Annotated in this window: 12 protein-coding genes; 6 read left to right on the plus strand and 6 right to left on the minus strand. The window is 70.4% G+C overall.

Annotation, left to right across the window (positions count from 1 at the left end; genetic code table 11):
* Nucleotides 1-44: 44 nt before the first annotated feature.
* Nucleotides 45-1,325: a beta-ketoacyl-[acyl-carrier-protein] synthase family protein gene (locus tag AB0M24_RS01315; protein WP_363759184.1), complete on the minus strand. Its 1,281-nt coding sequence runs from the start codon at nucleotides 1,323-1,325 to the stop codon at nucleotides 45-47.
* A 135-nt stretch (nucleotides 1,326-1,460) separates the two neighbouring features.
* Between AB0M24_RS01315 and AB0M24_RS01320 the strand changes: the two genes are divergently transcribed.
* Nucleotides 1,461-3,143 (plus strand): fatty acyl-AMP ligase, encoded by a 1,683-nt coding sequence (locus tag AB0M24_RS01320; protein ID WP_363759186.1) that lies wholly within the window; start codon nucleotides 1,461-1,463, stop codon nucleotides 3,141-3,143.
* On the plus strand, nucleotides 3,143-4,897 hold the full coding sequence (locus AB0M24_RS01325) for a fatty acyl-AMP ligase (protein ID WP_363759189.1): 1,755 nt from the start codon (nucleotides 3,143-3,145) through the stop codon (nucleotides 4,895-4,897). Before AB0M24_RS01320 ends, AB0M24_RS01325 begins: the two co-directional genes overlap by 1 nt.
* Before the next feature lie 3 nt (nucleotides 4,898-4,900).
* On the opposite strand, the gene AB0M24_RS01330 is transcribed toward AB0M24_RS01325, so the two are convergent.
* Both AB0M24_RS01330 and AB0M24_RS01335 read right to left on the minus strand, forming a co-directional pair.
* Nucleotides 4,901-5,857, minus strand: coding sequence for a threonine/serine dehydratase (locus AB0M24_RS01330; protein WP_363759192.1), 957 nt, complete (start codon nucleotides 5,855-5,857; stop codon nucleotides 4,901-4,903).
* Nucleotides 5,858-5,866: 9 nt separating this feature from the next.
* Entirely contained in the window at nucleotides 5,867-6,205 is a 339-nt protein-coding gene (locus AB0M24_RS01335; RefSeq protein WP_363759195.1) for an antibiotic biosynthesis monooxygenase, read from the minus strand.
* A 111-nt stretch (nucleotides 6,206-6,316) separates the two neighbouring features.
* Between AB0M24_RS01335 and AB0M24_RS01340 the strand changes: the two genes are divergently transcribed.
* The 3 genes from AB0M24_RS01340 to AB0M24_RS01350 are packed head-to-tail and all read left to right on the plus strand — an operon-like array spanning nucleotide 6,317 to nucleotide 10,204.
* Nucleotides 6,317-8,065, plus strand: coding sequence for a lipoxygenase family protein (locus AB0M24_RS01340; protein ID WP_363759198.1), 1,749 nt, complete (start codon nucleotides 6,317-6,319; stop codon nucleotides 8,063-8,065).
* 12 nt (nucleotides 8,066-8,077) lie between these two features.
* Complete coding sequence (locus AB0M24_RS01345) at nucleotides 8,078-8,944, plus strand: hypothetical protein (RefSeq protein WP_363759201.1); 867 nt, start codon at nucleotides 8,078-8,080, stop codon at nucleotides 8,942-8,944.
* 60 nt (nucleotides 8,945-9,004) lie between these two features.
* Nucleotides 9,005-10,204 (plus strand): hypothetical protein, encoded by a 1,200-nt coding sequence (locus tag AB0M24_RS01350; RefSeq protein ID WP_363759204.1) that lies wholly within the window; start codon nucleotides 9,005-9,007, stop codon nucleotides 10,202-10,204.
* On the opposite strand, the gene AB0M24_RS01355 is transcribed toward AB0M24_RS01350, so the two are convergent.
* Together AB0M24_RS01355 and AB0M24_RS01360 are read right to left on the minus strand one after the other, a co-directional pair.
* Nucleotides 10,205-10,690, minus strand: a complete 486-nt coding sequence (locus AB0M24_RS01355) for a glutathione peroxidase (RefSeq protein ID WP_363759207.1) — start codon at nucleotides 10,688-10,690, stop codon at nucleotides 10,205-10,207.
* A 74-nt stretch (nucleotides 10,691-10,764) separates the two neighbouring features.
* Entirely contained in the window at nucleotides 10,765-11,343 is a 579-nt protein-coding gene (locus AB0M24_RS01360) for a TetR family transcriptional regulator (protein ID WP_363759210.1), read from the minus strand.
* 112 nt (nucleotides 11,344-11,455) lie between these two features.
* Between AB0M24_RS01360 and AB0M24_RS01365 the strand changes: the two genes are divergently transcribed.
* Complete coding sequence (locus tag AB0M24_RS01365; RefSeq protein ID WP_363759213.1) at nucleotides 11,456-11,989, plus strand: hypothetical protein; 534 nt, start codon at nucleotides 11,456-11,458, stop codon at nucleotides 11,987-11,989.
* Between the two features lie 153 nt (nucleotides 11,990-12,142).
* Here AB0M24_RS01365 and AB0M24_RS01370 read toward each other — a convergent pair whose 3' ends face one another.
* Nucleotides 12,143-13,003 (minus strand): helix-turn-helix transcriptional regulator, encoded by an 861-nt coding sequence (locus AB0M24_RS01370; RefSeq protein WP_363759216.1) that lies wholly within the window; start codon nucleotides 13,001-13,003, stop codon nucleotides 12,143-12,145.
* Nucleotides 13,004-13,042: the final 39 nt, after the last annotated feature.

Consider the following 13,042-nt stretch of genomic DNA (forward strand, 5'->3'; position numbering starts at 1 on the left):
GGGCGCGGGCACGACGTTGTGGCCGCCTGCCTCCCTCCGCGTGCTCAGCTCGACCGCGTGAACGCCAGCACCACGTTGTGACCCCCGAACCCGAACGAGTTGGAGATCGCCGCCCCGATCCGCGCGTGCCGCGGCCGGTCCGCGACGATCTCCAGCTTCACGTCGGAGTCCTGGTCGTCGAGGTTGCGCGTCGGCGGGACGACGCCGTCGCGCACGGCGAGCACGGTGAAGATCGCCTCTACCGCGCCCGCGCCGCCGATGAGGTGGCCGGTCACGGACTTCGTCGCCGTGACGAGCGGGTGCGGGCCCAGGGCTTCGAGGACGGCGGCCGCTTCCACGCGGTCGCCTACCTGGGTGCCGGGGGCGTGGGCGTTGACGTGGGTGACGTCGTACGGGCTCAGGCCCGCCGAGCGCAGGGCGTGCCGGATGGCGCGGATCTGGCCGTCCGGGGACGGCGCGGTCATGTCGTGCGCGTCGGAGGTCATGCCGATGCCCGCGAGTTTCGCGGCGATCTTCGCGCCTCTCCCGCGCGCGAACGAACCTCGTTCCAGCACCAGCGCGCCCGAGCCCTCGGCCATGACGAACCCGTCCCGGCCCGAGTCGAACGGGCGAGAGGCGGCGGCGGGGTCGGAATGCCTGCGGGACAACGCACCCATCCGTGCGAAGGCCGCGATCGACAACCTGCCCAGGCACGCCTCGGTGCCGCCCGCGACGACGATGTCCGCCACCCCACGACGCAACAACGCGGCACCCAACGCGATCGCCTCCGCCCCGGACGCGCACGCGCTGGTGGGGGCGTGCGCGCCTCCGCGTGCACCGAGGTCCATGCTTACGGCGGCCGCGGGGCCGTTCGGCATGAGCATCGTGACGGTGAACGGCGAGACGCGGTCGGGGCCGAGTGATTGGCACCGTTCGTACTGCTCGACCAACGTGCCACCGCCACCCAGGCCGGTGCCGAAGACGACGGCGAGTCGTTCGGGTTCCACCAAAGGCGCACCGGCGTCGGACCACGCCTGCCGCGCCGCGACGACGGCGAGCTGCTGGCAGCGGTCCATCCGGCGGCGGGCCACGCGATCCAGTGACTGGCCGGGATCGGAGTGCACCGGCGCGCCGAGTCGTACCGGAAGATCGGCGGCCCACGGCTCGTCGAGCAGGCGCGTGCCCGACGAGCCGGCCAGCAGCCCGTCCCAAGTGGACTGGACGTCACCGCCCTGGGGAGTCGACATGCCGAGGCCGGTGACGACGATCTCCTCCTCTCCTCCCGGCAACGGAGGCAGTGACGGGTGCATCAGGGAGAAGTCGAGGAAGGTGCTTTCGTATGCCATGCAACGAGGAGATCACCGCGCGCGCCGCGGCGGCAGCGGTCGCGCGACGGAGAACGCCCTCCGTCGCGCGACTGATCACAGCGCCGCCGGATCTCCGTAACGTCCGCCCCGCAAGGGAAACGGACGGGAGCGGACATGGCTGTGGAAGTGACGGCGGATGTGGCGAACCTGGCGGACCTGTGTCGCCGGCAGGTGGCGTCGAGGGGAGAGGAGCGCGCGTTCGCGTTCCTGGAGAGCGGTGTCGTGGAATCGGCCACGATCACCTACGCGGAACTGGATCGCCGGGCGCGCGCGATCGCCACCAAGCTGCGCGAGCTGGCCACGCCGGGATCCCGCGCGCTGCTGTGCCATCCGCCCGGAATCGAGTTCGTGGCGGCATTCCTCGGCTGTCTGTACGCCGGGATCATCGCCGTGCCGGCTCCTCCCGTGCGCCGGGCGGCGAACGATGCTCGGCACAGCAGGCTGACCGCGATCGCCGACGACTGCCGACCGGCCCTGCTGCTGTCCACAAAGGACACCGTCAAAGGCGTGCACGCGATTCTCGGCGACCGGCCGGTCACCCCGCTCGCCACCGACGAGGTGGACGGGGACTTCGAGTTCCTCGCCTCGAACGGGCCGGACGAGGTCGCGTACCTGCAGTACACCTCCGGCACGACGGGCCGGCCGAAAGGCGTCGTCCTGACGCACGCGGGCGTGCTGCACAACCTTGCGCTCATCGTGCGCGGCGGTTCGCGGCCGGACGAGGACTACGGGCAACGGCTCGCGCCGACCGTGTCGTGGCTGCCGGTGTTCCACGACATGGGGCTCGTCGGTGGTGTGCTGCAACCGTTGTTCCTCGGCCAGCTGTCGGTGCTGATGTCCGCACAGGCCTTCGCACGGGTGCCCGCCAACTGGCTGCGGGCGATCTCCCACTACGGCGCGGAGATCGCCGCCGCGCCCAGTCTCGGCTACGAGCTGTGCCTGCGCCGCGTCTCCGACGACCAGCGCGACGACCTCGACCTGAGCCGCTGGCGCATCGCCGCGATCAGCGACGAGCCGTTGCGCGCGTCGACGATCGACCGGTTCGCGGCGCGCTTCGCCCCGGCAGGGTTCCGCCGCCAGGCGTTCTTCCCCAGCTACGGCATGGCGGAGTCGACGGTGCTGATCAGCGGTGGTCCGCTCGAGGGGCAACCGGTGGTGCGCCCGTTCGACACGACCGCGTTGGAACGCGGGAGAGTCGCCCGTGCCGCGAGCGGTGCCGGCGCGCGCAGCCTGGTCGGGTGCGGCGAACCGGATCCGTCGCTGGAGGTCGTGATCGTGGATCCGGAGAGCCGCGAGCCGCTGGGCGACGACGAGGTCGGCGAGATCCTCGTGTCCGGGCCGAGCATCGGAGCGGGCTACTGGGACGATCCCGCCGGCACCGAACGGACCTTCGGCGCCCAGGTGGCAGGACGGAGGTTCCTGCGCACCGGAAACCTGGGATTCCTGTTCGAGGGCCAGCTCTTCGTCACCTGCCGCATCCCGGACCTGCTCGACGTCGACGGCCGCCAGCTCTACCCGTACGACGTGGAAGCGACCGCCGTGGGCAGCCACGAAGGACTGCGGGCCGCGTGCGCGGTGATGGACGGGGAGGACGTGGTGGTGCTCGCCGAGGTCGACCACCGCTACCGCGGCACGCCCCGCGACGAGATCCGCACCGCCGTCGCGGCCGCGGTGCAGGCGGAACACGGAGTCGTGCTCGGCCGGGTCGTGCTGCTCGCGCCCGGCACGTTGCCGCTCACCACGAGCGGGAAGCTGCGCCGGGCCGCGTGCCGGACGCTCATGTTGGGAGAGAAGTGATGCAGATCCGCGACGGAGTACGGCTGCCGAAGGGCGTCGCCGGCGGCAGGCGCAAGTTCACCACGCTGGTCGACCTGTGCCAGGCCCGTGCCGCGGCCGAACCGGAGCTGCGGGCGTACTCGTTCTACGCCGACGGGCGCACCGAGTGGGACGCGCTGACGCTGTCCGACCTCGACCGCAGGGCGCGAGCCCTGGCGGTGCACCTCACCGCGCTCGCCCAGCCCGGCACCCGCGCGTTGCTGAGCTTCGAACCCGGCCTCGACTTCCACGTCGCGTTCCTCGGCTGCCTGTACGCCGGACTGATCGCCGTGCCGGTCGCGCCGCTCGACGGCACGCGCACCAGCGTGAAGGTGAGCCGCGTCGAGTCGATCGTCGCGAGCTGTCAGCCGGATCTGCTGCTCTCCACCGGTCTGACGTTCGCCAAGTGCTTCGCGGTGATCGAGGAGTCGCCGGCGCTCGCCGGGCTGGTGCGGCTCGCGGTCGACGAGACCGACCCGGCGGCCGCGGACCGCTGGACGCCACCGCAGATCGGCATCAACACGCCCGCGTACCTGCAGTACTCCTCGGGATCCACGGGCGAGCCCAAAGGCGTGACGCTGAGCCACGGCAACGTCCTGCACAACCTCGCGCTGATCCACGACAACCTGTACCGAGCGTCCGATGAGGACGGAGCGCGGCGGCCGACGAGCGTGTCGTGGCTGCCGTCGCACTACAACATGGGGTTGATCGGCGGCGTGCTCGACCCGTTGTACGCGGGCAGGTCCGCGCTCCTGTTCCCGGCAGGCGTGTTCGTCCGCAGCCCGGTGAGCTGGCTGCGGCTGATCTCGCAGGTCGGCCGCGCCGACAGCTGCGCGCCGAACTTCGCGCTCGACCTGTGCGTGCGGCGCGTCGCCGAGGTCCAGCTGGCCGGTCTCGACCTGAGCGGCTGGGAGATGGCGCTGATCGGCGGAGAACCGGTCAGGGCGCACACCCTGGACCGGTTCTGCGAGGTGTTCGAGCCCGCCGGGTTCCACCGCGGCGCGCTCGTGCCGGGCTACGGCCTCGCGGAGTCGACCGTGATGGTCACCAGCGCGGTCGTGGGGGAGGGACCGCTGACCCTCCGCTGCGACTCGGAGGCGTTGACCCAGGGCCGCGTCCGCCCGGTCGGCCCTCCCGGCGGGAGGCGGCTGGTGAGCTGCGGTCCCGTGCCGCCGTCGATCACGGTCGTGGTCGCGGACCAGGAGCTGCACGAGTGCGTGGAGGGCGAGGTCGGCGAGATCTTCGTGCAGGGACCGAGCGTGGGAACCGGTTACTGGAACCGTCCCGACGAGGTGTTCCACGCGAAGCTGCCCGGCAGGCACGGCCCGTTCCTGCGCACCGGGGACACGGGTTTCCGGTGGGACGGTGAGCTCTTCGTGACCGGCAGGGCCAAGGAGGTGATCATCGTGGCCGGCGCGAACCACCACCCGCACGACCTGGAGGCCACCGCGGAGAGCGCTCACCGAGCGGTGCTGGGTTGCTGCGTGCTCGGCGTGGAGGACGGTCAGCGCGAGCTGGTCGTGGTGCTGGTGGAGGTCATCGGGGACGGCGACCCCGACGAGGTCGCGATGGCCGTCCGCCGCACCGTCCACACCGGACACGGGGTGCGGGTGGACGACGTGGTGCCGCTCGCACCGGGCACGTTGCCGCGCAGCTCCAGCGGCAAGCTGCTGCGAGCGGGGTGCCGCGACGCCTACACGGAGGGAAAGCTCCGTCGGCAGGTGCCGCGCGCGTGACGGTCAGGCGTTCGCCCATCGGACCATGTCCGCGACCGTGGTGTTCCCGCCGCACACCAGGATGCCGAGGCGCGCGCCGGGCCCGACCCGCTCCAGCACGGTCCGCGCCGCCGGGACGAGACACCCGGCGGCGGGCTCGGCCCACACCTTCTGCCGTTCGGCGAGCGTGATCGAGCCCTGCACGGCCTCGGCGTCCGACACCACCAGCACGTCCTCCAGCAGCGCGACGGCGTGGTCGTAGGTCAGCTGCGAGACGTGCGGCGCCGAGAGGGTCGAGACGATCGACGTCGGCGTGATCTCCACCGGCCCGCCCGCGGCCAGCGCACGGGTCATCGTCTCGGCACCCTCCACCTCGACACCCCACACCCGCACGCCGGGCACGAGCGCGTGGAACGCTGTCGCGACACCCGCGATGAACCCGCCGCCGCCGATGCTGACCAGCACATCGGTGACGTCGGGCGCGTCGGTGGCGAACTCCAGACCCGCGGTTCCCTGCGCTGCCGCCACGATCGGGTCGTCGTACGGGTGCACGAGCGTCGCACCCGCCTCGACCAGTTCGTTCAGCAACGAGAACGCGGCCTGCAAACCGTCCGTGAGCCGCACGTCCGCACCCGACGCGCGAGCAAGCTCCACCGACCGCGCGGGTGCCGTCGACGGCATCACGACCGTGGCGGCGACTCCCAGCGACTGTGCCGCGTCCGCCAGCGAGATCCCGTGGTTGCCGCCGCTGACCCCGACGACACCCGCCGCTCGTGCCTCGTCGGACAACGAGAGGATCTTCGCCGTCGCGCCGCGGATCTTGAACGAACCAGTGCGCTGCAACAGCTCCAGCTTCACCGTCGTCGGGACGCCCAGCAGTGCGGACAGTCCCGGCGACGGCAGCGTCGGCGTGCGCAGCACCCGTCCGTCGAGCACTTTGGCCGCGGCACGGACGTCGGAGATGGTCAGCAGGTCAGCCATGACCAAACCCTAGTCCGGGCGCGTGAACCCGTAGCTGCGCTCGACCTTCGCGATGTGCAGCGAGTAGCTCTCGTACCACTCCGCGATCCCGCGTTTCTGCGCCGCGCGGTGCTCCTCGTTCGCCCGCCACTGCGCCAACGCTTCGCCGTCGCGGAAGTACCCGACCGTGATGCCGATCCCGCCGGGGTTCTGCGCGTGCTCCATGCCCAGGTAGCCCGGGATGCTCTGGACGAGCTCCTCCATGCGGTCGGCGGTCTCGGCGTAGCCGTCCTGGTCCGGCGTTTTCACGGAAGTGAAGACAGTCACGTAGTACGGGGGCTCGAAGGCCTCGACGGGCTGTTCGCTCATGCGGTGACCGTAGTTCACGGACGTGAACCAACCCTCACGAATTTTCGCCCCGAATCCCGTGAGAGCCTTTCCACGGGCGCGTGGCGAATTGTGAAGCAACGTGGAGGGTTTGTGGCGGAGTATCTCATTTCGCAGCACGACAGCAGGGAAGAACGCGCGGAACAGGTCGGCGCGGTCCGGTCCGCGTACCGGTACGACATGGAGATGGGATTCCCCGTCGCCGCCGGTACGACCGGCGAGGACGGACCGGGGAAGCGCTGGCAGCTCAAGTCCCTCGAAGCCCAGGAAAAGCTGCGGATGAACCTGCGCGTGCTCAAGCGCAGGGGCCGGTGGAACTTCGTCAACGAACTGCAGCCGCTCGCGCCGGTGAAGCTCGCGCAGATGATCCGGGCCGACGACATGGCAGGGCTCGTCGACTACTTCATGCCCGTTCCCGGCGGCACCACGGGCGAATTGAGACAAAAGAGCCTTCAGGACTTCCGAGACGTTTTCGCATTGGCGCAGCCGCCGTCCGTTGTCGAGCGGTTCGAGACCGACGAGTACTTCGCCGAGTGCTTCGTCGCGGGACCGGACCCGACCCGGCTGAACCGCATGACCGCCGTCCCCGGAAAGTTCCCGATCACGAACGAGCACCTGACGAAGCTGCCCGAGTTCGGGACTGATGACCTGGCGACCGCCATCGCCGAGGGCCGCGTGTACTGGGTGGACTACGAGGCCATGTCCGAACTGGATAACGGCAAGCACCCGCAAGCACCGAAGTACATGTACGCGCCGATGGCCGCGTTCTGCGTGCCACGGCGAGGGGGTGCGCTGCGGCCGTTCGCGATCCAGTGCGGCCAGGACCCGGCGGGCCGCGAGATCTACACGCCGGCCGACGGCTACTCGTGGAAGCTCGCCAAGAACTGCGTGCTCTCGGCGCACAACACGTACCACGAAGTGTTGACGCACTTGGGTTTCACGCACCTGATGAGCGAACCGGTGCTGCTCGCCGCGGTGCGCAACCTCGCCGCCAACCACCCGGTCGCCGTGCTGCTCCGGAGGCACTTCGAGGGCACGTTCTCGATCAACAAGCTCGCGGTCGAGCTGCTGATCCAGCCGGGCAAGGCGGTCGAGTACCTGATCGGCTCCGACCTCGCGAGCACCTACCCGTGGCTCGCGAAGCACCGCGCGCAGCGGTCGTTCCGCGGCAACTACCTGCCTACCGTGCTCGAGTCGACGGGCACGCGGGGCAGTCGCGAGCTGCCGCACTTCCCGTACCGCGACGACGGTCTGCTGGTGTGGCAGGCGATCTCGGAGTGGGTCGGCACGTTCGTGTCCACGTACTACCGCAGCGACGCAGAGGTGCTCGGTGACCACGAACTGCAGGCGTGGGCCGCGGAGGTCGCGTCACCGGAAGGCGGTCAGGTCCGCGACTTCGGTGCCACGCCCGGCCACGTCGCCGACCTGCACGACCTGGCCGAGATCCTGACGATGGTGATCTGGACGGCGGGTCCGCAGCACGCGGCGGTGAACTTCGCGCAGAAGGACCACCTGGCGTTCCTGCCCGCGAACCCGCTGGCCGGCTACACGCCCGAGCCGACCGGCAAGGGACACACGGAGGCGGACTGGCTCGACAACCTGCCGCCGCTCGATGTCGCCGTGCAGCAGTTCTGCGTGATGCACTTCCTCGGCTCGATCCACCACACGGTGCTCGGCGACTACGAGGACGACTTCAAGGCCACGCCGGTGGCGGCCGGGCACTCGCGGTTCCAGAACGACCTCGTCAGCATCGACGCCGAGATCGTCGCGAGGAACCGCCGCCGTGCCGTGCCGTACCAGTACCTGCGGCCTTCGTTGATCCCCAACAGCACCAACATCTGACAGCATGTCCGCGTGACGGACACGGCCGCTGCCAGGGCGCGGCGGCAGGTCGACGAGGTGCGCGACGACCCGGCGGGCCGGTTGGCGTTGATGGAACGCTGCTACCACGGCCCGTTCGGCACCGCGCCCCGGCACCTGCCGTTCCGCCGGGCCGCCGTGTCGTTCATGCGCTGGCAGCTGCGCCGGGGTGTGCTGACGCCGGCGATCGGCAGCCCGTGGTGGCGCGCGGTGAACGAACGGATCCTGCGCGACGGGTGCGAGGCGGTGGCGTTGAGCGGTGGGCTGTCCGGCCCGCCGTCGTCGCACCCGGCCGCGCAGTGGTTCGCCTTCGCTTCGAAGCCGACCGCTCAGGCCTGGTACCGGGCGCACAACGGCAGCGTGGTCGCCGCCTACCTGGAGCACCGCGACCTGGCCGAGGCGGAGAACGAGCCGGAGCGGTTCTTCATGAACGTGATCCTGTGCCGGGTGCTCTACACGCACGCCCTGGTCGCGGCGCCGCGGATCTCCCTCGGCTGGCTGCGTCCGCTGGCACCGCTGCTCGGCGACCCGAGGCTCGGTATGACCGGGATCTTCCTGCAGCTCTCGCGCGTGCTGCCGGATCGGTACCCGTTGAGCGACGAGGTGCCGTACTACCTCGCCCAGGAGCACGGGTTCGCGCGGCTCGTCGACTTCGGCATGATCGCGCCTCGGTTGCGGCAGCTCTACGAGTGGTCGGCCCAGGAGCTCAACGCGCCCGGCCTGCTCGACTGCGTGCGCGACGGCGCCCTGACCTACGCCTGGCCGTACGAGTACCGGCACGTCTGGAGCCCGCCGCGATCCCGGCTGATCCCGGTGATCCACCGGATGGTTCCGGCGGCTCGTGGTTGGCCCACGGCGTGACTCCCGGCTCGGCGCGCGGCTACGTTGACGACGCCGCCGACACCCTTCCGGGAGGCTGGCATGCGCACGTGGATCATGGCCGGGATCGTGCTGCTCTTGATGAACGGGGCGCCCGAAGCCCGTGCCGCCACGCTGATGAAGGTCGACGACTTCGAGCTCGCGGTGACGCAGAACGAGATCAGCTCGTTCAAGGCGCACATCGCCGGTCTCACACCCGCGCCGGACAACGTCGGCAACGACTGGGCGCAGGGTCGCAGCGGTGAGCAGGTCAAGGCCATGGGGATCGTCTACGAGATCTCGAAGGACACCGCGATCCTCGACCGGATGATCGGCTTCTGCGACGCCGTGTTGTCGCAGCGCAACGACCTGGCGGCGGCGCCCGTCGGCCAGTACCGGCTCTGGACCGGCGGGATCGACCCGGCCTGGCCGAACAGCCGCACCGCGCCGATCGGAACGGGCGGGGAGCAGGGTGATCCCATCGGGCATCTCGGCAACTGCGCCAGGCTGATCCTGGAAACGCCGGCGCTCTGGTCCCGGACCCTCTCCGACCCGTTCGGCCACGGTGCCACGTATCTCGCCCGTGCTCGGACGTTCGTGGCCGGCGGCGACCGCGCACTGGACGGGCACGTGCTGTCGCGGCTGCTCGACCTCTCCCGCGGCAACCGCCAGTACTTCGCCGCGGACTCCGCCTACCAGCCCGGCAACCAGGTGCCGTGGAACCAGCAGATGATGTTCAACTACGGCTTCCACAACCTGGCCGCCGCCCACCGGATCCTCGGCGACGCGCCCGCCAGGGTCACCCGCTACGAAGCGATCGTGAAGGCGAGTGTCGACTGGTTCTTCGCGACCGTCACCCCTGTCACGTCACCGGCGGGAAGGCCCGCCTACAGCTGGGGCTACGGACCCACGAGCGGCACCCGTGAGGACAACAGCCACGGCAGCCTCGACGTGGCAGGCCTGCACCGGCTGTACGTCTCCGGCCGGTACGGGATCACCGCCGCGATGATGACCCCGCTCGCCAACACGTTCTGCGACATCATGACGAAGAGCGCGACCAAGTACTCCGGCAAGGTCGACGGCACCGACGGCTCGGGCAACTCCGGGCCGACGACCTACATCAGGGCGGGCTGGCTGCTGCTGGCAGAGTTCCGCACCGACCGGCACCACGCGATGATGGACGCCGACTTCGACGAAGGCGGCACCACCGGGAGCATCGACCAGTTCTCCCGGTTGCTGCTCGTCAAGGACCGCCGCTGGTGACTACCGGAGCGCTGCCTCGATCGCCGCGGTGATCTTGGCGTCCTCGGGCTCGACGCTCGGCCGGAACCGGCTGATGACCGCACCGTCGCGCGACACCAGGAACTTCTCGAAGTTCCACTGCACGTCGCCCGCGGTGCCGTCGACGTCGGCCTGCTGGGTCAGCTGCTGGTAGATCGGGTGCGCGTCGGCCCCGTTGACCTCGATCTTCTCGTACAGGGGGAACGACACCCCGTACGTCGTCGAGCAGAACGTGGCGATCTCCTCGGACGTGCCCGGCTCCTGGCCCATGAACTGGTTGCAGGGGAAGCCGACGACCGAGAAGCCTTCCGCGCCGTACTTCTCCTGGAGCCGCTCCAGGCCGGCGTACTGCGGGGTCAGGCCGCAGCGCGAGGCGACGTTGACGATCAGCAGCACCTTGCCGCGCAACGGGCTCAGGTCACCGGGCTCGCCCGCGAGCGTGGCGACCGGGATGTCGAGGATCTCCATACTCCCAACGTAGTTCACGGCACTTGAGCGTCGGCACAGACCAGGTGTGTCCCGCAACACCGTTCCCGGTGGTCCTAGCCGTGCACTCGCAGGAGACCGTCGACACCGCGCAGGAACGTCTCGCACACGAGTGAGGCGTCGGACAGGCAGCCCGCCGCCATCGCGCCGTCGCGCAGCATCACGAAGTGGCGCGCTGCCGGCTCCGCGGACGGCGTGCCGAGCTCGGTGAACAGCGCCTCCACCGTGTCGTGGAACCACTGGCGGTGGGCGAGCACGGTCCGGTGCACCGGGTGGGCGGGGTCGGGGTACTCGGCGGCGGCGTTGAGGAACGCGCAGCCTCGGAACTCGGGAGAGCGGATTCCCGCCGCGATGGCCTCGCCGAGCCCTCGCAGGGTCTCGGCGGGGGAGTTGCCCCGCTCGGCGGCGGCCGACGCTTGGCCGCGCATCGCCGCGTCGACCTCGTTCAGGTACGCGACGACGAGCTCTTCCTTGCCCAGGAAGTGCCGGTACAGCGTGGCGCGCGTGACCTGGGCTTCTTCGACGATCCGGTCGATGCCCACGGCGTGGATGCCCTCGGCGTAGAAGATCCGCAGGGCCGTGTTGAGCAGCCGGGTCCGCGCTTCGGACGGCCGCGTCGTGTCGGTGCGCGCCATGCCGCCGACTCTACTCGATAGAACGTTCGGTCTTGACGAGCGCGGCCCGACCCGTCACTCTCGAAAGAGGTAGAACGTTCGGTCTACCTACACCGTTCGAGAGGACCTCTCCGTGACCGCCGTTGCCTCACCCACCGGAAACGACACCGCCTCGGCACTGCGCCGGCTCTACCTCTTCCGGTTCGGGTTCGCCGTCGTGTGGGCCGCGCTGCTGTTCGTGTCGAGGCAGGAGCTCGGGCCGCTCGCCATCGCCCTGCTGGTCCTGTACCCGCTGTTCGACGTGGCCGCGGCCGTGGTCGACGCCCGGTCGTCCCGCGCCACCGGCCTGTACGTGAACATCGCGATCAGCCTGCTCGCCGCCGTCGGTCTCGCCCTCGCCGCCACCTCAGGCATTCCCGCGGTGCTGCGCGTGTGGGGTGCGTGGGCGATCGTCGCCGGGCTGGTGCAGCTCGCGGTCGCGCTCACGCGCCGCAAGATGGGCGGGCAGTGGCCGATGATCCTGAGCGGCGGCATCTCGGTGCTCGCGGGCTCGTCGTTCATCGTGATGGCGTCCGCAGCGAACCCGACGTTCGCGAACCTCGCGGGCTACGCGACGATCGGTGGCATCTTCTTCCTGGTGTCAGCGCTGCGTCTGCGTCGGAGCTAGTGCCGCAACCGGCAACCTTCGCCGCGTCTTCCGGCGCCCAGCAGGGCGCCTCGCGGCACCGGCCCCACGCCCACAGCCAACCAGGATGAGGACGCGGGGCCGGCACCACGATGCACCCGTCTGGACACCGAAATACGGGGCGAAGGCTGCCGGTTACGGCACTAGTGCCGCGTCCGCACCCCAGCTCGCGAGCAACCGCAACGCTTCCGCCGACGAGGAGCCCGGCGTCGCGTGGTAGACGGTCAGCGCCTGCTCCGCGTCGTCGGGGAGCACGAGAGTCTCGTAGCGCAAGGACAGATCGCCGACCAGCGGATGCGAGAGCCGCATGGTGCCGTGCGTCTTCTTCTTGACGTCGTGCGCGGCCCACAAGGTGCGGAACTCGGTGCTCTTCAAGGAAAGCTCGCCGATCAGCGACGCGAGCAGCGGGTCGTCGGAGTTGCCCGCGGCGCTGAACCGCAGCTGGCCCACCACGTCGTAGGCCTTGGACTCCCAGTCCGCGAACAACGTCCGCGCGGCCGGGTCGAGGAACGCGATCCGGGCCCAGTTGCGGTCCTGGGGCGCGCGGGCGGCCCAGTCGCCGAACAGAGCGGACGCGGTGTCGTTCCACGCCAGCACATCGGTGCGACGGCCCCACACGTAGGCGGGCACGCCCTCCAGCGTCCGGAGCAGGTCGGCGAGTGCGGGACGAACCTGTTGCGGGCGAGGGGCGGCGCGGCGTTTCCGTTGGGGCTGCGCCAGACGAGCGAGGTGGGCGTGCTCGGCTTCGGACAGCCGGAGAGCGCGGGAGATCGCGTCCAGGATCTCGGGGGAGACGTTGCCGGCGTTTCCCTGTTCGAACCGCGTGTAGTAGGCGGCGGAGACACCGGCGAGCTGGGCCAGTTCCTCGCGGCGCAGGCCCGGTACGCGGCGGCGCGTGCTGTAGTCGGGGAGACCGACGTCGGCCGGCGTGAGGCGGGCCCGGCGGGTGCGCAGGAACTCGCTCAGCTCCGCCTTCCGGTCGAGCTTGGTGTCCATGGGGTCGAGTATCGCGCCGACCGGGCGGTTCAGCCTGTC

Origin of the sequence: Lentzea sp. NPDC051838, from assembly GCF_040681245.1 — a bacterium.
Lineage (GTDB): Bacteria > Actinomycetota > Actinomycetes > Mycobacteriales > Pseudonocardiaceae > Lentzea.